The organism is Bacillus badius NBRC 15713 (genome assembly GCF_001591605.1).
GTDB lineage: Bacteria > Bacillota > Bacilli > Bacillales > Domibacillaceae > Pseudobacillus > Pseudobacillus badius.
The window spans coordinates 16,590-42,074 of record NZ_BCVF01000021.1 but is presented as its reverse complement, the minus strand read 5'-3'; the positions used below and the strand labels follow the sequence as shown (position 1 = coordinate 42,074).

The 25,485-nt window shown below is 44.2% G+C and carries 30 protein-coding genes and 2 riboswitches; of the genes, 21 read left to right on the top strand and 9 right to left on the bottom strand.

Annotated elements, in window-relative coordinates; genetic code table 11:
- Positions 1 to 89: 89 nt before the first annotated feature.
- The 4 genes from BBA02S_RS11750 to BBA02S_RS11735 are packed head-to-tail and all read left to right on the top strand — an operon-like array spanning position 90 to position 2,156.
- Entirely contained in the window at positions 90 to 506 is a 417-nt protein-coding gene (locus BBA02S_RS11750; RefSeq protein WP_052475256.1) for a PaaI family thioesterase, read from the top strand.
- On the top strand, positions 503 to 1,267 hold the full coding sequence (gene fabG, locus BBA02S_RS11745) for a 3-oxoacyl-ACP reductase FabG (RefSeq protein WP_041113054.1): 765 nt from the start codon (positions 503 to 505) through the stop codon (positions 1,265 to 1,267). The genes BBA02S_RS11750 and fabG overlap by 4 nt, the downstream gene beginning before the upstream one ends.
- Entirely contained in the window at positions 1,264 to 1,740 is a 477-nt protein-coding gene (locus tag BBA02S_RS11740) for a MaoC family dehydratase N-terminal domain-containing protein (RefSeq protein WP_231557130.1), read from the top strand. The genes fabG and BBA02S_RS11740 overlap by 4 nt, the downstream gene beginning before the upstream one ends.
- On the top strand, positions 1,728 to 2,156 hold the full coding sequence (locus BBA02S_RS11735; protein WP_041113055.1) for a MaoC/PaaZ C-terminal domain-containing protein: 429 nt from the start codon (positions 1,728 to 1,730) through the stop codon (positions 2,154 to 2,156). Before BBA02S_RS11740 ends, BBA02S_RS11735 begins: the two co-directional genes overlap by 13 nt.
- Before the next feature lie 83 nt (positions 2,157 to 2,239).
- Here BBA02S_RS11735 and speD read toward each other — a convergent pair whose 3' ends face one another.
- From speD to BBA02S_RS11705, 6 genes are all read right to left on the bottom strand, one after another.
- The gene (speD, locus tag BBA02S_RS11730) at positions 2,240 to 3,061 is read right to left on the bottom strand and encodes an adenosylmethionine decarboxylase (RefSeq protein ID WP_041113056.1); all 822 of its coding nucleotides are present in this window, start codon (positions 3,059 to 3,061) and stop codon (positions 2,240 to 2,242) included.
- 138 nt (positions 3,062 to 3,199) lie between these two features.
- A complete protein-coding gene (locus BBA02S_RS11725; RefSeq protein WP_041099548.1) occupies positions 3,200 to 3,742 on the bottom strand; it encodes a hypothetical protein in 543 nt (180 codons plus the stop codon).
- Positions 3,743 to 3,895: 153 nt separating this feature from the next.
- Entirely contained in the window at positions 3,896 to 4,333 is a 438-nt protein-coding gene (locus tag BBA02S_RS11720; RefSeq protein ID WP_041099550.1) for an Hsp20/alpha crystallin family protein, read from the bottom strand.
- A gap of 55 nt (positions 4,334 to 4,388) precedes the next feature.
- The gene (locus BBA02S_RS11715) at positions 4,389 to 4,874 is read right to left on the bottom strand and encodes an Hsp20/alpha crystallin family protein (RefSeq protein ID WP_041113057.1); all 486 of its coding nucleotides are present in this window, start codon (positions 4,872 to 4,874) and stop codon (positions 4,389 to 4,391) included.
- A gap of 21 nt (positions 4,875 to 4,895) precedes the next feature.
- Positions 4,896 to 5,138, bottom strand: coding sequence for a spore germination protein (locus tag BBA02S_RS11710; RefSeq protein WP_041099553.1), 243 nt, complete (start codon positions 5,136 to 5,138; stop codon positions 4,896 to 4,898).
- A gap of 193 nt (positions 5,139 to 5,331) precedes the next feature.
- Positions 5,332 to 5,574 carry a spore germination protein gene (locus BBA02S_RS11705; protein ID WP_041099555.1) on the bottom strand — a complete coding sequence of 81 codons (243 nt, stop codon included), beginning with the start codon at positions 5,572 to 5,574 and terminating at the stop codon, positions 5,332 to 5,334.
- A gap of 1,186 nt (positions 5,575 to 6,760) precedes the next feature.
- On the opposite strand from BBA02S_RS11705, the gene BBA02S_RS11695 reads away from it, so the two are divergent.
- From BBA02S_RS11695 to megL, 4 genes are all read left to right on the top strand, one after another.
- Entirely contained in the window at positions 6,761 to 7,555 is a 795-nt protein-coding gene (locus tag BBA02S_RS11695) for an NUDIX domain-containing protein (protein ID WP_223663035.1), read from the top strand.
- Between the two features lie 30 nt (positions 7,556 to 7,585).
- On the top strand, positions 7,586 to 8,131 hold the full coding sequence (locus BBA02S_RS11690) for a cysteine hydrolase family protein (protein ID WP_041099559.1): 546 nt from the start codon (positions 7,586 to 7,588) through the stop codon (positions 8,129 to 8,131).
- Between the two features lie 21 nt (positions 8,132 to 8,152).
- Positions 8,153 to 9,628 (top strand): nicotinate phosphoribosyltransferase, encoded by a 1,476-nt coding sequence (locus BBA02S_RS11685; protein ID WP_041099561.1) that lies wholly within the window; start codon positions 8,153 to 8,155, stop codon positions 9,626 to 9,628.
- Between the two features lie 230 nt (positions 9,629 to 9,858).
- Complete coding sequence (megL, locus tag BBA02S_RS11680) at positions 9,859 to 11,079, top strand: methionine gamma-lyase (protein ID WP_041113058.1); 1,221 nt, start codon at positions 9,859 to 9,861, stop codon at positions 11,077 to 11,079.
- 127 nt (positions 11,080 to 11,206) lie between these two features.
- Here the strand turns inward: megL and BBA02S_RS11675 are convergent, their stop codons facing one another.
- Positions 11,207 to 11,344 (bottom strand): zinc ribbon-containing protein, encoded by a 138-nt coding sequence (locus BBA02S_RS11675; protein WP_041113059.1) that lies wholly within the window; start codon positions 11,342 to 11,344, stop codon positions 11,207 to 11,209.
- A gap of 179 nt (positions 11,345 to 11,523) precedes the next feature.
- On the opposite strand from BBA02S_RS11675, the gene BBA02S_RS11670 reads away from it, so the two are divergent.
- Together BBA02S_RS11670 and BBA02S_RS11665 are read left to right on the top strand one after the other, a co-directional pair.
- Positions 11,524 to 12,246, top strand: a complete 723-nt coding sequence (locus BBA02S_RS11670) for a DsbA family oxidoreductase (protein ID WP_041099567.1) — start codon at positions 11,524 to 11,526, stop codon at positions 12,244 to 12,246.
- Between the two features lie 227 nt (positions 12,247 to 12,473).
- Entirely contained in the window at positions 12,474 to 13,619 is a 1,146-nt protein-coding gene (locus BBA02S_RS11665; RefSeq protein WP_041113060.1) for a saccharopine dehydrogenase family protein, read from the top strand.
- Between the two features lie 52 nt (positions 13,620 to 13,671).
- On the opposite strand, the gene BBA02S_RS11660 is transcribed toward BBA02S_RS11665, so the two are convergent.
- Positions 13,672 to 13,929 (bottom strand): hypothetical protein, encoded by a 258-nt coding sequence (locus BBA02S_RS11660; protein ID WP_041099571.1) that lies wholly within the window; start codon positions 13,927 to 13,929, stop codon positions 13,672 to 13,674.
- A 218-nt stretch (positions 13,930 to 14,147) separates the two neighbouring features.
- Here BBA02S_RS11660 and BBA02S_RS11655 point away from each other — a divergent pair, with 218 nt between their 5' ends.
- From BBA02S_RS11655 to thiW, 6 genes are all read left to right on the top strand, one after another.
- Positions 14,148 to 14,993: a MurR/RpiR family transcriptional regulator gene (locus tag BBA02S_RS11655; protein ID WP_041099573.1), complete on the top strand. Its 846-nt coding sequence runs from the start codon at positions 14,148 to 14,150 to the stop codon at positions 14,991 to 14,993.
- A 140-nt stretch (positions 14,994 to 15,133) separates the two neighbouring features.
- Complete coding sequence (locus tag BBA02S_RS11650) at positions 15,134 to 15,964, top strand: GNAT family N-acetyltransferase (protein ID WP_231557131.1); 831 nt, start codon at positions 15,134 to 15,136, stop codon at positions 15,962 to 15,964.
- Positions 15,961 to 17,070: an o-succinylbenzoate synthase gene (gene menC, locus BBA02S_RS11645; RefSeq protein WP_041113061.1), complete on the top strand. Its 1,110-nt coding sequence runs from the start codon at positions 15,961 to 15,963 to the stop codon at positions 17,068 to 17,070. Before BBA02S_RS11650 ends, menC begins: the two co-directional genes overlap by 4 nt.
- Positions 17,071 to 17,174: 104 nt before the next feature.
- A complete protein-coding gene (locus BBA02S_RS11640; protein WP_041113062.1) occupies positions 17,175 to 18,248 on the top strand; it encodes a YkvI family membrane protein in 1,074 nt (357 codons plus the stop codon).
- Complete coding sequence (locus BBA02S_RS11635) at positions 18,226 to 19,284, top strand: superoxide dismutase (protein WP_082040156.1); 1,059 nt, start codon at positions 18,226 to 18,228, stop codon at positions 19,282 to 19,284. Before BBA02S_RS11640 ends, BBA02S_RS11635 begins: the two co-directional genes overlap by 23 nt.
- 160 nt (positions 19,285 to 19,444) lie before the next feature.
- Positions 19,445 to 19,554: riboswitch (TPP riboswitch) on the top strand.
- A gap of 63 nt (positions 19,555 to 19,617) precedes the next feature.
- A complete protein-coding gene (gene thiW / locus BBA02S_RS11630; RefSeq protein WP_041099579.1) occupies positions 19,618 to 20,115 on the top strand; it encodes an energy coupling factor transporter S component ThiW in 498 nt (165 codons plus the stop codon).
- Here thiW and BBA02S_RS11625 read toward each other — a convergent pair.
- Positions 20,109 to 20,516 carry a YuzC family spore coat inner layer protein gene (locus tag BBA02S_RS11625; RefSeq protein ID WP_052475257.1) on the bottom strand — a complete coding sequence of 136 codons (408 nt, stop codon included), beginning with the start codon at positions 20,514 to 20,516 and terminating at the stop codon, positions 20,109 to 20,111. The two genes, thiW and BBA02S_RS11625, sit on opposite strands and share 7 nt — an antisense overlap.
- A 149-nt stretch (positions 20,517 to 20,665) precedes the next feature.
- Positions 20,666 to 20,770: riboswitch (TPP riboswitch) on the top strand.
- A 143-nt stretch (positions 20,771 to 20,913) separates the two neighbouring features.
- On the opposite strand from BBA02S_RS11625, the gene BBA02S_RS11620 reads away from it, so the two are divergent.
- From BBA02S_RS11620 to BBA02S_RS11600, 5 genes are all read left to right on the top strand, one after another.
- Positions 20,914 to 22,200, top strand: coding sequence for an acetylornithine deacetylase (locus BBA02S_RS11620; protein WP_041113063.1), 1,287 nt, complete (start codon positions 20,914 to 20,916; stop codon positions 22,198 to 22,200).
- Between the two features lie 89 nt (positions 22,201 to 22,289).
- Entirely contained in the window at positions 22,290 to 22,964 is a 675-nt protein-coding gene (gene tenA / locus BBA02S_RS11615) for a thiaminase II (RefSeq protein WP_041100293.1), read from the top strand.
- Entirely contained in the window at positions 22,936 to 23,733 is a 798-nt protein-coding gene (locus tag BBA02S_RS11610; RefSeq protein WP_041113064.1) for an ABC transporter ATP-binding protein, read from the top strand. The genes tenA and BBA02S_RS11610 overlap by 29 nt, the downstream gene beginning before the upstream one ends.
- Positions 23,730 to 24,482 (top strand): ABC transporter permease, encoded by a 753-nt coding sequence (locus BBA02S_RS11605; RefSeq protein ID WP_041113065.1) that lies wholly within the window; start codon positions 23,730 to 23,732, stop codon positions 24,480 to 24,482. Before BBA02S_RS11610 ends, BBA02S_RS11605 begins: the two co-directional genes overlap by 4 nt.
- On the top strand, positions 24,479 to 25,477 hold the full coding sequence (locus BBA02S_RS11600) for an ABC transporter substrate-binding protein (RefSeq protein ID WP_041113066.1): 999 nt from the start codon (positions 24,479 to 24,481) through the stop codon (positions 25,475 to 25,477). The genes BBA02S_RS11605 and BBA02S_RS11600 overlap by 4 nt, the downstream gene beginning before the upstream one ends.
- Positions 25,478 to 25,485: the final 8 nt, after the last annotated feature.

Genomic DNA, 25,485 nt, shown 5'->3' with positions numbered 1-25,485 from the left:
TGACAGGAAGGAAAAGAGTCAGGCAAAGCTTAATTAGTAGAGAGGGCATCTATTGATTGTGCTGAATGTCACAGAAAGGGGAATGCAGGTTGCAACTTGAAGAAATCGTAAAAGAATTTGAAAAGTGTCCTTTCCTTCATCATCTAGGTTTAGAGGTTTTGTGTTTTGAAGAAGGAAATGTGCAAATTAAGCTGAGTATGAGAGCGGATTTGCTTAACACAAATGGTACGTTGCATGGCGGTGTCTATGCCTCTGTTTTAGATTTTGTTCAGAGCATGCATTTACGCTCAGTAACCAAAACACGATGTGTGACGGCCAGTTCAACTGTCCATTATACGGCGCCGGTAACGGCTGGAGCAGTAATTGCCACAGCTGAAATCCTTTCGAGAGGACATAAGACAGCGTTTGTGGAAGGAACAATTAAGGATGAACAAGGGAAGCTTGTAGCTAAAGGAACCGGAACATTTAAGCTGCTCCGGTCTGCTGATGAGGAGGCGGAAAGATGACAGGGATATTGAGAGGAAGAACAGCTTTTGTAACCGGCGGCAGCCGGGGAATCGGCAAAGAAATTGCCAAGCGCTTTGCCGAAGAAGGTGCTCATGTCGCTATCGTAGATGTGAACGAACAAGCGCTTAGGGAAGCGGAAAGAGAGCTTGCAGAAAAGGGAGGTTCCATTTACGCAAAAGTTGCCAGCGTGACAGAGCGGGAAGAAATTGAGCAAGCGATGCAAGAAGTGAATGCACAATTCGGCGCACTTGATATTCTCGTAAATAACGCCGGTGTATTGAGAGATAATTTATTATTTAAAATGACAGATGATGATTGGCAGACGGTGATGGACGTTCATTTAAAAGGGGCGTTTTACGCCTGCCGTGCGGCTCAGCAATATATGGTGAAGCAGCAGTACGGCAGAATGATTAATATTTCTTCTACTTCCGCACTTGGCAACCGGGGACAAGCAAATTATGCAACGGCCAAAGCAGGAATTCAAGGATTGACGAAAACACTGGCAATGGAACTCGGGAAATTTGGGATTACAGTCAATGCCATTGCCCCGGGATTTATTGAGACAGATATGACGAAAGCGACGGCTGAAAGAGTAGGTGTTCCATTTGCGGAATTAGCGGCAGCCAGTGCCGGTCAAATTCCGGCCGGCAGAACGGGCAAGCCGGCAGATATTGCTCAAGCGGCCGCTTTTTTTGCGGATGAGCGTTCTTCTTTCATTAATGGCCAAGTGCTCTATGTGGCGGGAGGCCCAAAAAGTTGACGAGAGGAGGAGATAAGTTGTTTCATAGCATCGGCAAGGAGTCAACAAAAGTAAAAAACTGTGTGGAAAGAGGAGCTGTCAAGAAGTTCGCAGCCGCCATTAACGATTTGCATCCTATTTATATAGATGAAGAAGCAGGGAAGAGGTCGAGGCATCGAGAGAATTTGGCGCCTCCCACCTTTCCAATCACCTTTGATTATGGAGTCATTGACGGCTTACATCTGCCGCAAAAGGGGCTGATCCATGGGGAACAAACCTTCCATTATGAGCGGCCTCTGCTGGTTGGAGAAGAGTTATACTGCTGGATGAAAGTGAAAAACTATGTAGAAAAAGAAGGAAGCCAGGAGAAGCTGGGCTTTTTGTTTGTACTCAACTATGGAGAAGAGGCTTCAGGGCAGCTGATTTTTTCATCTAAACAAATTATTATCCTCAATGAAGCGGTGAGAAAGGAGATGCTCACTTGGCCAAACTAGCTCATTATTCAGTTGGCGAACAGCTGCAAGACATAAAGCTTGCTCCTGTGACTAGGCTGGATCTTATTCAATATGCGGGTGCTTCTGGGGACTTTAACCCCATTCATACGGTTGATCAAGAAGCGGAGAAAGCTGGTTTGCCGGGGGTTATTGCCCATGGCATGTGGACAATGGGAAATCTGGCTAAGCTCTTCACTCCTTACTATGAAGAGGGATTCATCGAGGATTACTCTGTCCGTTTTAAAGAGATGGTCCAGCTTCATGAGCGCTTAACCTTGAAAGCTCAACTGACGAAAAAGCATTCAAATAAACTTTACTTTGATGCTGCTGCCGTTAATCAAGCCCAAAAAGAAGTCATCAAAGGACGCATTGTTTTTCGTTTATATGAACGGCAGGAGGAGGTGAGCTGCCTATAGGGCAATGGATGGCCATGTGAATGAATCAAAGAACCCCCAGAAAAGCATTATCCTTCTGGGGGTTATGCTCAGCGCCGTCGTTCTCAAGGCTGACTGGACTGCCGGATATTTTGTCCATAAAAAATTTCGTCCATTTCCATTTTTAATTTCTCTGTGATTTCTTGAACTTCCTGCGGAGAAAGCTCATCTGGCGAGTGGCCAAATAAATAGTTGTCCAAATCAAACTCTCTTAGTTTGCATTTTGTATGGAAAATATTTTGCTGGTACACGTTTACATCAATCATGTCGTACTGCTGTTTCACTTCGTCGGGAATATAATTTTGAATCGAATTGATATCGTGGTCAATGAAGAGCTTATGACCGTTTTTATCCCGCGTGAAGCCGCGCACCCGATAGTCGATCGTCATCATATCGGTATCAAAGGAATGGATTAAATAGTTTAGAGCTTTCAGCGGAGAAATCTCGCCGCAGGTAGAAACATCAATATCCGCCCGAAACGTGCTAATGCCTTCATGCGGATGAAATTCTGGATAGGTATGAACGGTAATATGGCTTTTATCTAAGTGCATAGTAACAGAGGTAGGCAGCGGGCCTGGGGATTCTTCCAGCGATTCAGCCGGCACCTCAACGACGGGTCCTTCTGAGACGAGCAATGTCACGCTCGCTCCTTGGGGAACGTAATCTTGCTTGGCGATATTTAGCACATGAGCGCCAATCATTTTGGCTACTGTCTTCAAGATATTAGTTAAACGCTCCGCATTGTATTGTTCATCAATATATTCAATATAGGAATCCCGCTCTTCCTCGGTCGTCGCATAGCAAATATCATACATATTAAAGCTTAACGTTTTGGTTAAATTATTAAAGCCGTGCAGCTCAATACGCTGCTCAGGTGTGAGAGACATAAATGTAAACTCCTTACTTGTTGATAGTCGATCTTCTATAGATTCCATCAGCAGTGGAATGGCTTTTCATCATGATTAAATTACCCTGTTTCCGGTAAATCAAACAGTCTTTCTTGGCAGTCTTGCCTAGAAAACAGATCAGTCTCCATCCTCTGGCTTTTCTGGTTCTTCTTGTGATTGCCCGTCCTTTGGTTCTTGCTTCTCGGATGGCCCATCGGCTGGATCGGCTGCATGAACAGCGCCGATATGCAGCTTTCCGGTTAACTCTCGAATCCCTAATTGGCCTAAATTAGTTGTTTGCTCGTATTTATCTAAGTACACTCGTTCAATTGAAAACTCTTGAAAAACAAGAGGCTGGGCAGCAGAAACCGTTTGAAGATGAGAAACTTGCTTTTCCAGCTCTTCGATTTTCTTTTGTAAGCGGGGGACTGTTTGGTTTTCTAAGACAGCCAGCTGTTTCTGTGACTGCTTCAACTGCTCGTTCAATAAACGATTTTGTTCCGCCAAGTATTCTTCCGTTTTTGCAGCAATCAGTTGTTCCAAGCTTTTGGGCAGGGAGTGGGAAACAATGACAGGGTCATTTACTCGCTTTTGGAGCTTATTCAGCTCGTTTGTGACATGATAAATTTGGTCATTAAGCTTGTTAAGCACGATTGCAAGTTCATTAGAGATAGTTGTCACATTTAATCCCCACGCTTTTTGTATAATAAGGCGACTCTAAAAGATTATGCTGATGCTCAGCCCGTGAATGCAGGAATTCACTTCGGCAGAAGCCGGCACCACTGATAAATAGAGCCTGCAGTTAAAGAATTCATCGTTCATGCGAGCATAAAGCTAATCGATAGAAATCGGCTCTTCCTTTAATTTGATGCGAAAATAGCTTAAAAAAAGCAAGCCATTATGAAATCTGGCAGAAATGTTTTTGCTTTCCACAGGCTCAGGAAGCTGGATAGTTCTTTTAAATTCTCCTTGATACCGCTCCTTCAAAACCGGCTTCATGTCAAAGGGAAGAGAGGTTGTTCCTTGAATGGTAAGCATGTTTCCGGATACTAGCAGGTGAACCTCTTCCTTTGTTAAGCCCGGCAGTTCGATAATTAGCACGACTCTCGATTCGTCCATGAGCATATCAACCAGCGGAAACTTTTGTTTAGAGTGGGCAGGTTCCTTGGTCATTAATTCGCCCTTTGACGCATCAAAGACGGAGTTCCAAAATTCCCCGGTTTGATAGTTCTGGGCAAATTCCATCCATTGTTTAAATTTATCAAAGTCCACAGCAGCCTCCCTCCTTCAGTTTCATTGGGGAAAAGCAGTCAATGAGACGGCCGGATTAGTCTAAGTGCCGGACGTCTATTTCTGTATATTGAAAGTCAATTTCCTTTGGAATCATGATTTGTAAAACTCCGTCCTTGTGTTGGGCAGCGGCTCCTTTTCTTTTGACGATAGCCGGGAGAACAATGACCCTTTTGGAATCAGGCGCAGGCAAGCCTTCTAGGATGAGCTGATTGGATGTATGAAAAATTTTTAATTCATTAAAAATACCAGGGTTGGAAACAGGAACTCGCACATAAACGGCTTCATGAGTTTCGAAGACGGTTTCCTGCAAAGAAAAAGTTTCTTCCGGAGAAGAAGAGGGTGTATCATCCGCCGCTTGTTTTCTCAAGAAATCCACTGGTTCCCCATTTGTTTGCCACGTTGAAGGCAAAGAAGAAGACAAGATATTTTGTACATATTTTTCAACTTCCTGCTCATTTACATGCTTCATCCATTTTTGCCAATCATTCATTAAGGGAAAGGGGGATTGAAAAGGAAACATAACCGTGCTCCTTTCTTTGGCTTAAAACTGATTGCTGACAGGCATGGAAGGATTGGCGATCTGATCTTGATCACTGATATCACCGTCGATCATTCCATTGCCCATACAGGAAGAAGAAGGTGAAAAGTCGCCTAAGGATATATTGCCGCCGACGAACTTCGTATTAGCGGTATGACTGTTATGGACAACGCCGCCAACATCGATATTTCCATTTTGAGTGACTCCGTTTGTTTTGATGTTAAAAATATTGATAACAAAAGGCATCAAGTTTCCTCCTTTGACGGTCTACTAATACTATATGAGAAGCGAAGAAAAGAGGAACATGAATGAAAGAAAGGATAGGTGTCCCAAATAATTGCGAGAAATTCTCTTTTTTGTTATCCACAGTCTTCGAATTCTCGACAAACTTCGCTCTTTTAGGCTATATTTGTCAATCAGGCATAAAAGTGAAGCTTCTCTACATCTGTGAGGAATTGACGTTAGCCGGGTTTGCAATATCGCCCATATCGTTCAAATCAGGATCGAAAAAGACGTTTTCCATAGTGGATTCGGTTGGGGAAATATCGCCAAAGGAAGAATTCGTTCCTTGGGATTTTGTATTGGCTGTGTGGGCGTTATGAAGGGCGTCTCCAATATTGATTGAGCCATTGTTAGAAACGTTGTTAATTTTTAAGCTGTAAATGTTGATAATAGAGGGCATAACAACTCCTCCTATTTTTTTAATTTTACTTAGTTTATGCATGAAAAAGGGAGAGTATGATAGCCGTCAGGGGTGAAGCAGTATGGAGGACGGGGAGAAAGTCAGAAATAAACCATCAACAAAAAAAGCATGTTTCATAGGGAAACATGCTTTTTTCGTCCCTGCAAGAGGGAGGCGCACGCGGAAAATTTTATTCAATTGCTTAATCGTTTTAATGTTCGTTCTTCTGACGAGAAGACTTGCTGCCAGAATGGTTTGTATCTACATCGGCTCTTTGTCCACTTAGGGAAGGGAGTCATAAACAGTTAGTTACTATCCTCTTCAGTGGATGTTCTCCAGCCTGTCCTCAATTGCACTTTTGCAAAAAACTATACTTACTGATTCAACACTAGCAGGTGAAACCTAAATCAATCGGTTCCGGACGAGCGCGCCTTTCGTCAGTAAAGCAAATTTTCCGCCAAGGCTGTGCCTTTCATCCTTGGAAGTCACTTGTAAACGCCTGTTTACCCGTTCCTTCTTTCGGCAGTTCCGCCTTGTAGTTATTATGTACCCATCTTGTCGGTCAATAAACCTTTTACTGAATATTTTTTCTCTTGGGGAAATAATGAAGGAAAAATAGTTTTTGGCTATGCTCACAACAGCTGCTGAAAACAAGTTTTTTGCGGATTTTAGTCATTTTTTGTGGAACGAATTTTGTTTTATTTTTCTTAAAAAACGGTAATTATAGAGTAAGAGGATTGAACAGCAAATGAGCAGAAAATCAGGCAATGAATACCAGATGATAAAATATTTTTAACATCATATAAAGGTGGGATTCAGCATGAAAATAAAAGTAAAAAGTTGGAGAATGTTAACTGTCCAAGACAAAATATCAATCTTAAAAGCTATCAGCCAACGGCCGAGAATCCAAAAGGGTGCATAAAATAAACAGCAATATCAGGGGCAGAAGAGCCTCATTTTTTTTGTCTTTTTTTAACAGCGGTTTATTCATTCTGTTTAAGCATTCGTCAAATGCCTGTAAAATCGTACAATTTGTGAGAAAATTTAAAAAGTATAGCCAACAAAAGATTGAATAACAGATTTTTGGAAAAAGAAAGCTTGTTATTCAATTTTATTTCATGTATATTTTGATTAACGATTGATTAATCATTAATTTTAAAATTATTATTTAGGGGGAAAAAAGCAAGTGGATAAATTTATTTCCCACAGCGAGGCGTTAAAGGAGTATGATAGTAGACAGTATCGCACTCCGGATGGATATACAAGCGATATTGTCATTTTCACCATTAAACCAGACGAAAAAGCAGAGTTTTCTTGCTCTCTTCATCTTCTTTTAATTAAGAGAGCTTTGCAAAACAGCGAAGGGAAGCCGAATATTGAAGGCGGCAAATGGGCGCTGCCGGGGGGATTTGTATCACCAGATGAAACAGCCCTTGAGGCAGCGATGCGAGAGCTGAAAGAAGAAACCGGCCTAAGCGGAATTTATTTAAAGCACTATGCTGTCTATGACAAGGAAGGGCGTGATCCCCGGGGCTGGATGATTTCTAATGCTTATTATGCGGCGGTGCCGGAACATCTATTAGAGGGCAGAAAAGCTGGCGATGATGCCATCGATGTGCGCTTATTTCCGGTTCAAGAAGCACTTCAGCTGCCGCTTGCTTTTGACCATCAATTCATTATCAAAGAGGCATTGGAGAAAATTCAGCTGGAGATGCTGCAGACAACCCTTGCTAAAGAGTTTTTGCCAGAAGAATTTACCTTATCTGAACTGCGGCATATGATTTTATGCGTGTCAGGGGACTTGGTCGAGGAAGTAGTGAAGTCTGAACCGTTTTTTTGGCGAAAGGCACCGAAGTTCCCTTTTCTTGAAAAAGTGCTAAATGAGGATGGCCGCCCGAAAACGACCCAAAGAAACTCTAAATTTAAAACAACGCTTTATCGTTTTAATGAATATAATCCAGTCAAGAGCATTTATAAGTGAAGAATATCACATAAGGGGGCATGGAGAAATATGGGCAAAAAAGCATTGATCAACGTTGATTACACGATTGATTTTGTAAATGGGGCGCTGCCGGTCGGCCAGCCGGCGGTAGAGATTGAGGAGTCGATTGCTTCACTGACAGAAAAGTTTTTGGCGGACGGCGATTTGGTTGTGCTGGCCATTGATATACATACAAAAGGGGACCCCTATCATCCGGAGACGCAGCTGTTCCCGCCTCACAACATTGCCGGCACAGAAGGGCGAGCGCTCTATGGGCGGCTGGAGGAGGTTTATCAGCAGCACAAGGAAAACAAACAGCTTTACTATATGGATAAAACCCGTTATTCCGCTTTTGCAGGGACAGACCTGGATATTCGGCTTCGGGAACGGGGAATCACTGAGATTCATTTAGTTGGTGTGTGCACCGATATTTGTGTGCTGCATACAGCAATGGATGCGTTTAATAAAGGTTATTCAATTACTATTCACCGTGATGCGGTTGCGAGCTTCAATCAGACGGGCCATGAGTGGGCATTGCGTCATTTTCAAGATTGTTTAGCAGCCAAAGTGATTTAATTGTGGAGGGAAAGAGTAAAGATGAATAAGCGTTTTGAAGATGACGGAATGGCTTTGCATACGGATTTATATCAAATTAATATGGCTGAAACTTATTGGAATGACGGTATTCACAACAAAAAAGCCGTATTTGAGCTGTACTTTAGAAAACTCCCATTCGGTAATGGCTATGCGATTTTTGCTGGTCTAGAACGAATTATAGAATACCTTCAGAACTTCAGGTTTTCAGAAAGCGACATCTGTTATTTGCGTGATGAATTGGGCTATGCGGAAGACTTTTTGGCTTATTTAAAAGAAATGACGTTTACGGGTACGCTGAAGGCGATGCGCGAAGGCGAGATGGTATTCGGCAATGAGCCGATTCTGAGGCTGGAAGCGCCCCTTGCAGAAGCGCAAATTATTGAAACCGCCTTGCTGAACATCGTTAATTATCAGACATTAATTGCCACAAAAGCTTCCCGTATCAAGCAAGTAGTCGGTAAAGAAGCAGCGATGGAATTTGGAAGCCGGCGGGCGCATGAGCTGGACGCGGCTATTTGGGGAACAAGAGCAGCCTACATTGGCGGTTTTGATGGAACGAGCAACGTACGGGCAGGCAAGCTGTTCGGCATTCCGGTTTCCGGGACGCATGCGCATTCGCTCGTTCAAACCTATAAAGATGAGTATACGGCTTTTCATAAATATGCTGAGCGCCACAAGGATTGTGTTTTTCTTGTGGATACGTACGATACGCTTAAATCAGGCGTGCCGACAGCCATTAAAGTCGCGAAGGAGCTTGGAGACCGGATCAATTTCGCAGGCATCCGCCTGGATAGCGGCGATTTAGCTTATTTATCAAAAAAAGCGAGAAAAATGCTGGATGACGCCGGTTTTCATGATACGAAGATCATTGCTTCCAATGATCTAGATGAATATACAATTATGAACTTAAAGGCAGAAGGCGCAAAAATCGACGGCTGGGGAATCGGCACAAAATTAATTACGGCTTTTGATCAGGCTGCTTTAGGAGCGGTTTATAAGCTTGTATCGATTGAAAATGAAGAAGGCACGATGGAGGACACGATTAAAATTTCCGGAAATCCTGAAAAAGTAACAACGCCTGGATTAAAACGCTTGTATCGGATTATTAATAAGCAAAATGGCAAGTCAGAAGGCGATTACTTAGCAATGGAAGATGAAAATCCGTCAGCGGAAGAGCGGCTGAAAATGTTCCATCCGATCCACACATTCATTAGCAAGTTTGTGACTAATTTTGAAGCGCGGGAGCTGCATGAATGTATTTTCCAGGAGGGCCGGTTAGTTTATGTGCAGCCGGATATTGAAGAAATCAGAACCTTTGCGAAAGAAAATCTTCAATTGCTGTGGAAGGAGCATAAACGTTCGCTGAATCCGGAGGAATATCCTGTTGATTTAAGCCAAGCTTGCTGGGATAACAAGATGAGAAACATTGAGGAAGTCAGGGAAAAGGTCAGAGCGATGAACCGTGATCATAGATAAACATGGCGGTTCTCTTATTTTGATATGATATAGAAGGGCCGCATGGTATAAGTGCTGGCCCTTTGTTAATTTTTGCTGAATGGGATGAAAAAAATCGCGTAAAAGCGGGATAGTAAGCCGCTGAATTTTTTATTAAGTGGAAAGCGCTGTCAATTTTCTGAATTTATTATAAAATAATAAGGAACGAGAATGATGAAAAGTTTGTGATTTTATTAAGGGAGCGAAAAGAGATGACAGAAAAGTTCAAAAACATGGAAACAGCAGTAATTCATGCGGGCTATGATGCAAAACAGCATTTAGGCAGCCTCGCTACTCCTATTTTTCAAACTTCCACTTTTACCTTTGATAGCGCTGAACAGGGGGAGAAGCGCTTTGCAGGAGAAGAAGAGGGCTTTATTTACTCACGGCTGGGCAACCCGACCGTCAATGCTTTACAAGAAAGGATTGCCGAGCTTGAAGGAGCCGAGGCCGGTCTTGCATTCGCTTCGGGAATGGCTGCTGTATCAGCTGTACTAGTTGCTTTGACAAAGGGTGGAGACCATATTTTATGTTCGCAGGGTGTTTATGGATGCACGTTCGGTTTCCTTGAGTTGCTGAATGAGAAATATCAAATTACCCATGATTTTTGTGCAATGGAAACAGCAGAACAAATGGAACAGCTGATTCGTCCGGAGACGACTTGTATTTATGTAGAAACTCCAATCAATCCGACAATGAAATTAATCGACCTTGAGTTAGTAGCAAGGGTTGCCAAAAAACATGGCATTCCAGTCGTTGTGGACAACACCTTTTCCTCGCCGTATCTTCAGCAGCCGCTGCAGGCCGGCTGTGATATTGTTTTGCACAGCGCCACAAAGTATATCGGCGGACATGGAGATGTGATTGCCGGACTGGCAGCCGGAACGAAAGAAATGATGCATACTATCGCCATGACTACTTTAAAAGATGTCGGCGGGGTCATTTCCCCTTTTGATGCCTGGCTGTTATTAAGAGGAATGAAAACATTGCCGGTGCGTATGGACCGCCACTGTGAAAATGCGGAATACATTGTAGAACAATTAAAAAAACATCCGGCAGTGAAATGTGTCTTCTATCCAGGCGATCAAGCAGGCAAGGATTTCGCAATTATGGAAAAACAAATGAGAAAGGGAGGGGGACTGATTTCTTTTGAAATTCATGGAAGCAAGCAGCAAGCGCAAAAGCTGCTCAATGATTTGTCGTTTATCAAAATTGCCGTCAGCCTGGGCGATGCAGAAACACTCATTCAGCATCCGGCTACAATGACCCATTCGGGCATTCCTGAGCAAACGAGAAAGCAGATGGGCATTTCCGATGAATTGATCCGCCTGTCTGTCGGTCTGGAAGCGAAACAGGATATTTGGGAGGACTTGCAGCAGGCGCTGGATCAGCTGGAAGAAGCGGAGACCCCGGTTCAGTCCCATCATCAATAAAGCTTTGTTCAAGCCTCTTCGGGATGTTTCCAGTTTCTTAGTTTCTTAGCTGAAGTATCTCACTTCCTCCCCGGGAAGTGAGATGCGGGACAAGCGAAGAAAGCCGTTTTCTAGTCTGCTTTTTTATTTACGCGCTTTTATATTCTGTTTCATGACATTCTGGACAAGGAGGGAGCCGGTCCTTATCTTCATCCAGCGTGATAACCTGTCCGCATTGCTTACATTGATAATCGCCTTTTCCTAGAGTTTCTCCTGTATGCGGCATGAAAAGCACCTCCTCAATCATAGGTTGCTTTGTGTATACCCGGAACTTGAAGAAAGAAACAAAGCTTGCTTATGAAAGGGGCTTATACAGAGAGGCGGCAGGCCAAGCGTTTCTGCTTTCTATTGCTCATATGGTCCGGTATGATAAAGAAAGAAAAACTTTTTTAAAAGGAGAAAAACATGGAGATTGTGATTTGGTCAGATTTTGTTTGTCCGTTCTGTTATATCGGAAAGCGGCGGTTGGAAGAAGCATTAGCCGGCGTTTCGTTTAAAGAGCAAGTGACTATTCGTTTCAAAAGCTATGAACTAGCCCCTGATGCGCCAAAGGAAGCTTCAGAAAGCATTCATGAAATGCTGGCTAAAAAATATGGAATGAGCGTTGAACAGGCAAAAGCGACCAATGCTTCAATCGCTGAACAGGCCAAGGAAGCCGGCCTGACGTTCAACTTTGAACAGATGAAGCCGGTCAACACGCTTGATGCCCACCGCCTTGCCAAGTTTGCTGCGGAAAAAGGGAAAGGAGCGGAGATCACTGAACAGCTGTTAAAGGCCTATTTCACGGATTCGCTTATCCTTAGTGATGCTCAAGTATTAGCTAACATAGCCGCTGCCGTCGGGCTGGATGAGAAAGAGGCGCTTTCATTTTTGCAAGGAAGCCGCCTGACAGAGGACGTGCGCGCGGATGAAGCGGAAGCGCGTCAGCTTGGTGTGCAAGGTGTTCCGTTTTTTGTGTTGAACAATAAATATGCTGTTTCCGGAGCGCAGCCGGTGGATGTATTCAAATCCGCCCTGCAGCAGGTATGGGAAGAGGAAAACGGGAAGCCTGTGTTAAAGGACCTGTCTGAAGAGGCAAGCAATGGCGCAGCCTGTACAGATGAAAGCTGCGAAGTTTCTGATAAATGAAGAAGCAGCTCCCAATCAAATGAATCATACAACGAACAGAGAAGAGCAGATGTCCGCCTGAAGGGGCGGCTATGCTCTTTTTTTGCAGTCCTTCACTTTTTCTGTTGAGGCGGCCTGCCTGTTGCAAGTATACCTATAGCAGGCTATTTCAAATGTTTCAGATCAAGAAATCGGTTTTGGCTCATATACTGTTATGTACAAAGGAAACAAACAGGGAGGGACCAAACATGCGCGTCTTAGTATTAGGATCTGGACTAATGGGAAAAGAAGCGGCAAGGGACTTGGTGAATTGTCAAGGAGTGGCCAAAACTACATTGGCTGATTATGATGTGGAAAAGGCAAAGCGGACATGTGAAATCCTTCAATCTCCGAAATTGCAGGCAGCGTTTGTGGATGCCTCAAACGAAGAGCAGCTCATCAGTTTAATGAAAGAGCATGATGTAGTTATAAATGCTTTATTCTATTCGTTTAATGTGGCGGTAGCAAAGGCAGCGATTGCAGCTGGTGTACATTCCGTCGATCTCGGAGGGCATATTGGCCAGGCAACTGAACGAGTGCTGGAAATGACCGACGAAGCAAAAGAAGCCGGTGTAACACTGATTCCTGATCTGGGCGTGGCTCCCGGGATGATAAATATTTTAGCGGGTTACGGGGCCAGTCAGTTGGACAAAGCGGAATCGATCAAGCTGTATGTAGGTGGAATCCCGTTGCGGCCGGAGCCGCCGCTTGAATACAACCATGTATTCTCCATGGAAGGCGTCTTTGATCATTATACTGATCCATCCTTCATTATCAGGAATGGCCAAAAAAGAGAGATTCCATCTTTGTCAGAGGTGGAGCCTATCCATTTTGAAAAGTTTGGGCCGCTGGAAGCTTTTCACACCGCAGGAGGAACATCAACACTTTCTTATTCCTATCCTGAGCTGGAGTGTCTGGAATATAAAACCGTCCGTTACCCGGGGCATGCTGAGAAATTCAAATTGCTTGTGGATTTAAATTTAACCCGTGCCGATTATACTGTTGAGGTAAACGGCATGCAGGTGAAGCCGAGGGATGTGCTGTTGAAAACGCTCGATCCAATTGTTGATTTAAAAGATAAAGAGGATGTCGTGCTGTTAAGAGTAGAAACGAAAGGAGTAAAGGAAGGAAGCAAAGCCGGCAGAACATATGAAATGATTACGCATAAAGATCAAACCAATAACGTAACAGCCATGGCGCGGGCGACGGCGAATACTATTTCTGTGGTTGCCCAAATGATTGGGAGCGGGAGCATTACCAAGACCGGCGTTTATCCTCCCGAACAAATCGTCCCGGGCGATGAATACATTAAGGAAATGGCCAAACGGGGAGTCATTATTACTGAAGTTTTGTAAGTAGATTCGGCAAAAAAGCTCTGCACGCTAACACATGTGCAGAGCCTTTTCATTAATTTCCGTCCATTTGCGTATCTTCTTTATCAATACCCGGATCTTCTTCCTTGTCTCCTTCTTCAGGATTGCCATCGTTTTCGGCATTTTTTTCAGTAGAGCCGCCTTGGTTATCTTCATCCTCCTCTATTTTATCTGTCGGCTCGTCCATGACCGGCTTTTCTTTTTCGTCCGGTTCATCGTTTCCGCTGCATGCTCCAAGCATCATAGCGGCAAGAAGCGGGCCGGCGGCAAGCTTGGTCCATTTGGAAGGCATAGAATCTCTCCTTTCTTGCTAGACTAATTGTTTTTCTTTTTCCCTTAGTGCCAAAAAATATGCTTCTTTTTTAAATTTCGATAGCGTTCTTTTTACGGAATAGTCAGAAAAAAGGTTGTGAATCCCTAGAAGTTATGATATTTTATATTCTATTATGAAGTTTCAGCTTCATATTATAAGGAAATGGTGTTTATACTTCAATTTAAGGAGAAGTAAACATGGAAATACTCGATTTAATAAAAGAGAAATGTTCTTCTTTATCTAAAAGCCAGCAAAAAGTAGGAAAATATGTTCTTCATTTTCCTGAAAAAGTCGCTTTGCTGCCTGCAAGCGAAGTGGGCAAACAAACTTCCGTTAGCGAAACAACAGTGATCCGCTTCTGCTATTCACTTGGGCTGAAAGGATATGCTCATTTGCAGTCTATTATTCGTGAGTATCTGATTCAGCATCAAAGCAGCTTAAGCCGTTACTATTCTTCTAAAATGGAGATGGCCCAGCAGCCGCACTTTTTTGCTCAAGTGATGCAAAAAGACAAAGAAAACATTCAAAGAGTGATCGATACAATTTCCGAGGAAGAGATTCAGCTGGCAGTGAATAAAATCATGAACGCCAAAAATGTTTTTTTAACCGGAATGAGAACATCGTTTGCCCCTGCCCAGTGGTTCGCATTTACCTTGGGACTTGTAAGGGACCATGTAAAGTTAATTCAGCCGGGGCTGGATGATCTGGTCACGATTTTGCAAAACATGGATCAAGAGTCGGTTTTTATCGGAATTACCTTTCACCGATATGTAAAAGAAACGGTTCACATCGCGGAAATGGCGAAGAAACGGGGAGTCTTTGTTATTAGCTTGACTGATTCGGCATCAGCCCCCGTGGCGGAATTCAGCGATTTAGTTCTTGGTGTAGGGAGCCAGGAAAACTCAACATTGGATGTTTTCCCTCCGCTTTTTTCCCTGCTCAATGCTATGATGGCTGGATTGTATGTTCAATACTCGGAAGAGGCGGGCAACCGGCAGGAAAAATATGAGCAAGTGAATGCCGACCATTTATTTTATTTTTAAACAGGTTGAGCGAAAGCTGCAAGCATGTAACGATAAAAGTCAGAAAATTCCATAATTGGGATCTAGGGATAAGCCAGGATTGAAAACTTGGCAGAGACGAATCATATAAACTTTTGAGTAAATGAAGAGGTGAATTCAACTTGGGAAATTATCATATTCGGCCATTTAATGACCGGGCAGACTTTGAAAAAATGCAGCAGTTGGAGAAGGATACGTGGGATATGGCACCGATTCCGCTCCATCAAACATTGACTGCCCATAAAAATGGAGGGCTGCTGCTTGGTGCTTTTCAGGAAGAAAGTTTAATTGGTTTCAGCTACGGCTTTGCTGGATTTTCAGACGGTTCTTCTTATTTGTGTTCCCACATGCTGGGGATTCATCCGGATTATCAAAAACGGGGAATCGGGGAAGCATTGAAATATGCGCAAAAGCGGGAAGCGGCCCGTCTTGGCTATGAGCAGGTCACCTGGACGTTTGATCCGCTTGAGGGCGTGAATGCTTATTTGAATTTAACGAAATTAAAAGCGGTTTGTTCTACATATGAAGTCAATTGCTACGGTAAAATGAATGACGGGCTGAATGCCGGACTGCCGACCGATCGATTGAAGGTAGATTGGTGGATTCAAAGTGATTATGTGAACAGCGATTTCGTATTCTCAGAGGAGCAGGCGAAAGTGTTTGCAGAATACGGAAGCACAGAGGAAGGGTGTCCGAAAATATCCCTTCTTCATCCGGAGTACCTGGCTGAAGAAGCACTGCTTGTGCCCGTTCCGCGGAAATTTCAAGAGATTAAGCGTCATTCATTTGACTTAGCTTTGAAATGGCGGCTGGATATACGGGAGATCTTTGTGCAGCTGTTTGCCGGCGGATACACTGCTGTTAAGCTGATCCAGCGTCCGCAAGAGCCGGTGAACTATTATTTGTTTGTTAAAGATTTTCGGTTGACAACGAGAAGGGAAGAGAAAAAATGAAGCTAAAAGAAATTACACTGCGCCATTTACAAATGAAAATGAAGTTTCCGTTTACCACTAGCTTTGGAACGGTCCAAGATAAAGAATTTATTTTAATCGAGGTGAAAGATGAAGAAGGAACTTCCGGCTGGGGAGAATCAGTGGCTTTTGTTTCACCATCTTATAATGAAGAAACGTTAAAGACCAACTGGCATATGATGGAAGATTTTCTGATTCCTTTATTGAAAGGTCAAAAGATCTCCCATCCGGATGACATTTCAGCCATATTTGAGCCGATCAGAAAAAATAATATGGCTAAGTCAGCCATTGAAGGGGCTGTATGGGATCTGTATGCCAAAAGAAAAGGGATGCCGCTTTACGAGGCTCTTGGAGGGGAGAATACAACGATTGACGTGGGAATCAGCATCGGCATTCAAAAAACAGTTGCTGACTTGCTAACTATCATCAAACAGCATGTGGATGAAGGATATAAGCGGATTAAAGTGAAAATCAAGCCAGGCTGGGATGTCGATGTCATCAGGGAAATCCGCCGCTCCTTCCCAGATATTCAATTAATGGCTGATGCAAATTCCGCCTATCGTCTGGAAGATCTTCCGCAATTGAAAAAGCTGGATGAGTTTCAGCTGCTGATGATTGAGCAGCCGCTTGCATCGGATGACATTGTCGACCATGCAGTCATTCAAAAAGAGTTAACAACTCCGATTTGTTTGGATGAAAGCATTCATTCTTATGAAGATGCCAGAAAAGCTTTGCAGCTCGGCAGCTGCCAAATCATTAACATTAAAATTGGCCGTGTCGGCGGATTGACAGAATCGAAGCGGATTCATGACTTATGCAAGGAACAAGGCGTGCCTGTCTGGTGCGGGGGGATGCTTGAAGCAGGCGTAGGCAGAGCCCATAACGTGGCACTGACCACATTAAACAATTTTACGCTTCCTGGTGATACGGCCGCTTCCTCGCGGTATTGGGAGCAAGATATTATTACACCGGAGGTAATCGTCAAGGATGGTGTAATCCAAGTGCCTGAGAAACCAGGAATCGGATATGATATTGACCTTGAAGCAGTAAAGAAATTTATGCTAAAGGAAAAAACATACTCCTTATAATAAGGCTTTCAAGCAGCAGGCAGCTCAGAGAAAATCTGGATTTTCCAGGTTCTCTGAGTTATATGCATAGAGTTCAGAATATTCAAACATAAGAGGGTGATCGTATGACTAAAGCATTTAAAATTGCAGGAGCATATATTGGAGTCATTGTAGGGGCGGGATTTGCTTCCGGGCAGGAGATCTTACAGTTTTTTACGAGTTTTGGCTGGATCAGCGTGGTCGGTACATGTATAGCTACAGTGTTATTTGCCTTTTTGGGCATGCAGCTGCTGCAGATTGGTTCCCGTATTGGGGCAGGCTCACACAAAAATGTGATTTACTTGATTTGTGGGAAATGGATCGGATTGTTCGTAGATGCACTGATTACATTTTTCCTGTTCGGAGTAGCAGCGGTGATGATTGCTGGCAGCGGGGCGATTTTTGAACAGCAATTTGGCATTGGCGCTTTATACGGCAGCCTGATTATGGCGGGGGTAACAGCTGTCACCCTATGTTTCAACCTGCAGAAAATCATATCGGTGATCAGTTTGATCACACCTTTTCTTTTTATTATGATTTTTATCGTTTTTATTTATTCCATTCTTCAGTATAAAGGCGATTTTTCAGAGATTATGCAATTAGGAAAAAGCGGGCAGACAGCAGCTTCTCATTGGATGACAGGAGCGGTATTATATGTTTCTTATAATATTGCGGCTGGAGCAGCCATTTTAGCCTTAATTGGCGGGGCAGAGAAAAACGAAAAAACAGCCGGGATCGGAGGTCTTTTTGGAGGGCTGGGTCTTGGATTGTTGATTCTTTTAATTAACGTCATCATGCTTTTAGACTTTGGAGCCATTCAAGAAGCCGATATGCCGATTGTTCACATAGCTAATGAAATTTCGCCTATTGCCGGTTATCTTATGTCCATTGTATTGTTGGCAATGATTTACAACACGTCTGTTGGAATGATTTATGCTTTTGCGGCAAGGGTCGTGCCGTCCGGCGGCAAGTCATTTACTCCAGTAGTCATTATTTCCGCAGCGGCCGCGTTTTTGGCGAGCTTTGTTGGTTTTGTCAAACTGGTAGGAACACTGTACCCGCTCGTTGGCTATCTCGGATTAATTTTAATGGTTAGTATTATTTTCGTTTGGTTTAAATTTAAACAAGCAATCAAGCATGAAATACACATCTCCAGCTGATATAGAGGCTGCCCGGCAACCATTGGCATCATGGCTGCCGGGCAGTTTTTTATTGTGCGGCGTTCAGCCAAATTCATCGGTTGAGGGAGAGGAGCGGGCAAGGAAGAACGCCGCTGAGCAGAATGCATATGTTGAAATGACGGCTAAAAAAGGAGGAGCGGCAGTGGAAAAATATCAATTTTATTTAAAAGAGGCAAAAAAATGGTGTGAAGCCTTGTGTGCCCTGCAGCATGAATCGATTGATTTAAAGCAGGTTGAGAAGTGGAAAAAGCAGGTCGGGGAGATTGATGAGCGCTTATCGACAGTGACAATAGAAGAAGCAGATGCCATATACCTTGAGATTCAAGAGCTTAACAAAGAATGGTGCCAGTTCTATGATAGGATGTTGGCTGCCGAGACGGAAAAACAGCCGGAAAGAGCGGAGCAAGTCCCGATCGGAGGCCATAAGCTTCCGCCTCTTCCTTATGGCTACAATGCATTAGAGCCTTATATTGATGAAAGCACAATGCGGCTTCATCATGACCGTCATCATAAGAGCTATGTAGACGGTTTGAATAAAGCAGAATTAGAGCTGCAACAGGCGCGGCGAAATAATCAGTTTGAACTCGTCAAACACTGGGAAAGAGAGCTTGCTTTTCATGGAGCGGGTCATTATTTGCATTCGATCTTTTGGAAAGTGATGTGCCCGCATGGCGGAGGAAGACCGCCGGGGCCATTAAACCGTGAAATATCCCGGTCGTTTGGCAGTTTTGAAGAGTTTAAAAAACAATTTTCCCAAGCGGCTCAAAACGTAGAGGGCGGAGGCTGGGCCATTCTCGTATGGGCACCGCAAGCGCAGCGGATGGAAATACTGCAAGCTGAAAAGCATCAGAATTTGAGCCAATGGGATGTTGTTCCTTTGCTTGTGCTTGATGTGTGGGAGCATGCCTATTATTTAAAATATCAAAACAAACGGGCAGATTATATTGATAATTGGTGGCACATTGTGTGCTGGGAAGAGGTCGAAAGACGAATGAGGAAGGCACAAGCGCGGTGAAAAAACAGCTTATTCAAAGACGCCAAAAGGCTTATCATCTTGCCTTTGCGGGCACAAACAGCAGGAGTTTATCCGGAAAGATTTTCAAAATAGAGAGAATCCTGCCGTTGCCTCTTTCTATTTTAACGATTTCATCCTATAATATAGAGAGAATTGAATAAGAAGCTACTAGAGGTGCCTGTTACAGGCTGAGAGAAAAGCATGGGGGCTTTTCAACTCTTTGAACCTGATCTGGTTGATACCAGCGTAGGAAAGTAGAGCATTGATTACTATTTTACTTACAGCAGCTGTATCCAGATGGGGATGCGGCTTTTTTGTATTGGAGGAATATCGGTGAATCAACTGCAAAGAATGGCTTATATGGCTCTGTTTACAGCGATTGCCACCTTTGGCTCTTCGCTAGTCTGGTTCCCCGCTGGCGTGGCGAAGGCTTATCCTGTCCAGCATGCGGTTAACGTGGTGGCCGGTGTATTGCTTGGACCGGGGCCGGCGGTGATTATTGCTTTTGTTACAGGCCTGCTAAGAAACCTGATGGGGACCGGTTCGCTGCTGGCTTTTCCAGGCGGCATGATTGGTGCATTTCTTGCCGGCTATATTTATCGGAAAACAAGCCGGACATGGGCTGCTTCGATCGGAGAAGTAGCCGGTTCAGGAGTTATTGCTCCTTTATTTGCTGTTCCTTATGCCAAATTGCTGATGGGAACAGCAGCGGGCGCCTTTTTCTTTTTGCCGGCTTTCCTTGTCAGCAGCCTGTCGGGTTCATTTCTCGGCTTTTTGCTTGTAAGGCGTCTCGTAAAATTAAAGGCTTGGAAATACCGGTTTGGTCAATGATTCCATCGAAGGGCAATGGACAGTTTGCAGCATTCCACATTGGCTGCAGCCGCGCGCAGTTCAATCCGGAGGACATCCGGGTTAAAGGAAAGATAGAGTTTTTCCCGTACACCGGCTGACCGTATGAGCCGTTCGGCTTCTTTTTTGTTAGCTGCTTGTGCAGCGCTCATTAATCGCAAAGCAAAATCGCTGTTATCCGTTAATCGGTTCATGAGCAGATTAATTTCCTGTACAAGTGATTTCATGGATTGGGCTGATTGCTTAAATAAAGTGGGATCTACTGGAGGATATGCTCTTGTGAACGGGGAGCGGGTTAAACCAGACGGCGGAAGGAATGGATACCGGACGAAGCCGCTGAGCGGAATGGCGTAAAAATGAGTGAACGGATAAGGATGATACAAACAGCAGCCCTCCTTTCGAAAAGATCGCTTTTTATCAATATACGGCTAGCTGAAAAATAAATGATGAAAGATATTTATTTAAAAATTCTGAATTGAGTTGAATGCTATTTAAAGATATGCTACAACTAGTCATAGAGCTTAATTGAATAATGAGTCCTTGGGGGTGCTTGCAAAAGCTGAGAGAGGCAGATGGCCTTAACCCTTATTACCTGACCTGGATAATGCCAGCGTAGGGAAGAGGTCGTATCATGCTATTAAACAGCTGTTCTTTTTATTTTACAGCAGTTAGATACCATTTATACAACCGCTTCTCTTAATGGGAAGCGGTTTTTTTATGGACAGCGGTGAGAGAGGCTGGAATGAGAGAGTCCGCCATTTAAGGAAGGGGAGAAGCGTGATGAGTAAAACACTGGATGTGCTTTTACATGAAGCAGAACAGCGGCAGGAGGAGCTGATTGACTTATTAAAAAAACTGATCTCTTTTCAAACGCCTGCCCCTCCTGCGCGGAATACGAAGGAAGCGCAGACATTTATAGCAGAGTTTTTAAGAAAACTGGACTTTTCTGTTGATATGTGGGAGGTCTATCCAAACGACCCGAATGTGGTAGGCAAAAGAAAAGGCGCTTCCCCTGAAAATTATCAGAGTCTTATTATTAATGGACATATTGATGTAGCGGAAGTGCATGAGGATGAAGAGTGGGAAGCAGATCCGTTTCAGCCTGCTGTCAGAAATGGGCATGTAATCGGACGAGGAGCGGCTGATATGAAAGGAGGGTTGGCTGGTGCGTTGTTTGCTTTGCAGCTCCTTCATGAAGCTGGTGTTTTGCTGCCGGGGGATGTACTTTTTCAATCCGTGATCGGTGAAGAGGTTGGAGAAGCAGGCACATTGGAGTGCTGCAGAAAAGGATACACAGCGGACTTTGCCGTGGTAGTGGATACGAGTGATTTACATATACAAGGACAAGGCGGAGTCATTACAGGATGGATTACGCTGAAAAGCAGTCAAACCTATCATGATGCCACTAGAAGAAAGATGATTCATGCCGGCGGAAAGTTATTTGGAGCCAGCGCAATTGAAAAGATGATGAAGATCATCGAGGGCTTGCAGGAATTAGAGCGTCACTGGGCAGTGACTAAAAGCTATCCAGGATTTTTGCCCGGGACTAATACGATTAACCCGGCTGTAATTGAAGGAGGAAGGCATGCAGCATTTATAGCAGATGAGTGCCGGCTTTGGATTACGGTTCATTATTATCCGGATGAAACCTATGAACAGGTAGCCAAAGAAGTAGAAGAACATATCCAAAGTATTGCCAAAGGAGATATATGGATGCGGCACAATCCTCCAACGTTTGAATGGGGAGGCGCCTCCATGATTGAAGACAAGGGAGAAATCTTTCCGTCCTTTGAAGTGGATGCCGGCCATGAGGCTGTCAAGACCTTGATGCAATCGCATGCAGCTGTTTTAAACAAGCCGCCGGTTGTTGATGTATCGCCGACTGTTACGGATGGCGGCTGGCTGGCAGATGCCGGGATTCCCACCGTTATTTATGGTCCGGGGGACTTGGAGAATGCTCACTCTGTCAATGAGAAGTTGGCAATTAAGCAGCTTGTGGATTATACAAAGGTCATTTTAGCGTTTATTCATCAGTGGTGCCATCAGCCCAAGCATGAGTCCCTATGAAGAACACAGCAGAATCCCGCAAGCGGCACAAAACAAAAAGTACCTATCTTTTAAGGAGTGGATAACAAATGAAAGCAAGCAAGACACACATGAAATTTAGTGAAAGGCTTCATGAGAAAATTCAGCCGATTTGGCGGCAAAACCATCATCATCCTTTTGTCAGAGAAATGGGAGAAGGAACGCTTGAGCAGCGGAAATTCCGTTTTTACATGGTGCAGGATTATTTGTATTTAATTGATTACTCGAAAGTATTTGCTCTTGGGGCGGTGAAAGCCACTGATGTGGAAACGATGGGGAAATTTGCTGCGTTATTAAATGAGACGCTCAACTTTGAAATGTCTCTTCATCGTCAATATGCAGCCCGTTTTGGGATTTCAGAGGAAGAACTTGAACAGGCAAAACCGTCCCCGATCACACTTGCTTACACGCATTATATGCTTCACGCCAGCCAGAACGGAACGCTTGCTGAACTCCTGGCGGCCCTTCTTCCTTGTGCTTGGAGCTATTGGGAAATTGGCAAGGAGCTAAATGAAATTCCGGGAGCGAGTGCACATGAACTGTACGGCGACTGGATTAAAATGTATTCTTCTAAAGAATTTGGCGAGCTGGCAACTTGGTGCATCGATCTTTTAGATGAGCAGGCCGCTGGAAAAAGTGAAAAAGAGCTGGCGAGGCTGGAGGAAATTTTTCTGAATACAACCCGTTATGAATACATGTTCTGGGAGATGGCATATCATGAGCAAATGTGGCCGGGAGAGAAATAAAAAAGTTCTCCAATTCGAAAATGTTGCTTTTTCCTATCATGATAAAAAACAAGGGCGCTCTGTCCCGGTATTGCAGAACATTAATATCGATATGTATGATCGCGAGTTTATCGCTATTATTGGTCCGAGCGGCTCAGGAAAAAGCACCTTGTTCCGTTTAATAAGCGGGCTTGAAAATCCGGATGAGGGGCGGATTTTTATCAATGGAGAGGTGCAGAAGTGCCGGCTGGGCAAGGTCGGTTATATGCCGCAGCAGGATTTGCTGATGCCGTGGCGGACCGTTATCGAAAATGCAGCGCTTCCTCTTGAATTGAAAGGGGTTCGGAAAGAGGAAGCGCATAAGCAGATTCTGCCTTTGCTTGAGGAATTTGGGCTTCGGGGAATGGAACATCGCTTTCCGCATGAGCTGTCAGGAGGAATGAAACAGCGGGTTTCTTTTTTGCGGACATCGTTAAGCGGGTCCAATGTTCTTTTGCTTGATGAGCCTTTTAGTGCACTGGATGCCATTACACGGCTTTCCATGCAGGAATGGTTAATGAACCAGTGGGAAAAACGAAAAGCAACTATTGTATTAGTGACGCATGATGTCAGCGAGGCGCTTTTCTTGGCTGACCGTATTTTTATATTCACAGAACGGCCCGTCCGTTCCCTTCAAGAAGTCAATGTGCCGCTCGGGCGTCCTAGGAGATTAAACGACTTGAACGAGCCTGCCATCATCAGTTTAAAAAACGATCTAATCGAACAACTGAGAGGAAAGGTGATCACATGAAAAAAACTGAGGGGCTTGGACCGGCAGTCTTATTAGTCTTCCTGTTCTTTCTGATTTGGGAAATGGCAGCGCGCGCAGTCAATATGGTGTTTATCCTGCCGCCGCCGACTGGCATTCTCAGCAAGCTGTGGGAATTGAGAGAGCCTTTGTTTGCCGAACATCTGCCGAGTACATTGGCAGTCATTATGATTGGGTTGGCGATTTCGGTGGTTGTGGGGGCAGGGATCGCCGTTTGGATGAGCATCAGTTCAGCTGCAGAAAAAGCACTGTATCCGTTAATCATTTCTTCCCAAATGATCCCAATTATTGCGTTAGCGCCGATTTTTGTTCTTTGGTTTGGATATTCAATTTGGAGCAAGGTAGTCGTGACGGTGTTAATTACATTCTTTCCTATTACAGTGAATACATATGACGGCCTGCAGTCCGCAAGCAAAGATTTGAGGGAGCTGATGATGACGATGGGAGCCGGGAAGAAAGAGATTTTCTTCAAGCTGCTTCTTCCCGCCGCCTTGCCGCATTTTTATTCGGGTTTGAAGGTAGCCGTTACGCTAAGTGTGATTGGCGCTGCGATCGGAGAGTGGCTGGGAGCGCAGGCAGGGCTCGGCTACTTCAGCAGAAGAATGATGACGCAATTTGACGGTGCTGCTGTTTTTGCCCCTATCATTCTTCTAGCGGCTATCGGCATTGTGCTATTTATATTGGTAAAGTTAATGGAAAATAAGTCATTAAAGTGGAGGAAAACATCATGAAAAAATGGTTCATGCTCATGCTAGTTCTTCTGCTCGCCGGCTGTAATTCTAACGGGGCGGGCGAGGAAAAGCCGGATGAAGGACAAAACAAAGAAAAAGTAACCGTCATGCTCGACTGGTATCCAAACGCGGTTCATAGCTTTTTATATGTGGCTGAAGAAAAAGGCTATTTCGATGAAGAAGGGGTTGATGTTGATATCCAGTTCCCGGCAGACCCGACTGATCCAATTAAACTGGCTGCTGCAGGGAAAGTGACACTGGGAATTTCTTATCAGCCTGATGTAATTATGGCGCGCACCGATCAAGGGGTCAGTGTCAAAGCTGTTGGCGCGCTTGTCCGATCTCCATTGAATCGTGTCATGTTTTTAAAAGATAGCCCGATCCGGACACCAAAAGATTTAGAAGGCAAAACGGTCGGTTTTACAGGCATCCCTCTTAACGAGGCAATCGTCCGAACGATGATGGAAAAGGACAAAGGGAATCCAGAAAAAGTAAAAATGGTGGATGTAGGGTTTGAGTTGAACTCTGCAGTCGTTACGAAAAAAGCGGATGCGGTGGTCGGAGCCTATATTAATCATGAAGTGCCGCTGTTAAAGCACGAAGGCCACGAAACCCGCAACTTGGATCCGACAAAATATGGTGTTCCCAATTTTTATGAGCTTGTAGCCGTTACAAGTGATCAAACATGGGAAGAGCAGGAGAAGGATATCAAAGCATTTTGGCGGGCAGCAGAGAAGGGCTTTGAATTTACCGAGAAGCATCCTGATGAAGCCCTGCAGATTTTATTGAGCAAACAGGACGAGGCGAATTTTCCGCTGATTGAAGAGGTGGAAAAACAAAGCCTTGATATTTTGCTGCCGAAGATGAAGTCTGAAAAAGGCTTTGGCAGCCAAGCCAAAGAGCCTTGGGAAGAAACGGCTCAATGGATGAAGAAAGCCGGTCTGATTAAGAAAGAGCCTAAGATCGATGATATGTTCATAAATATTGCCGATTGAATGAACGA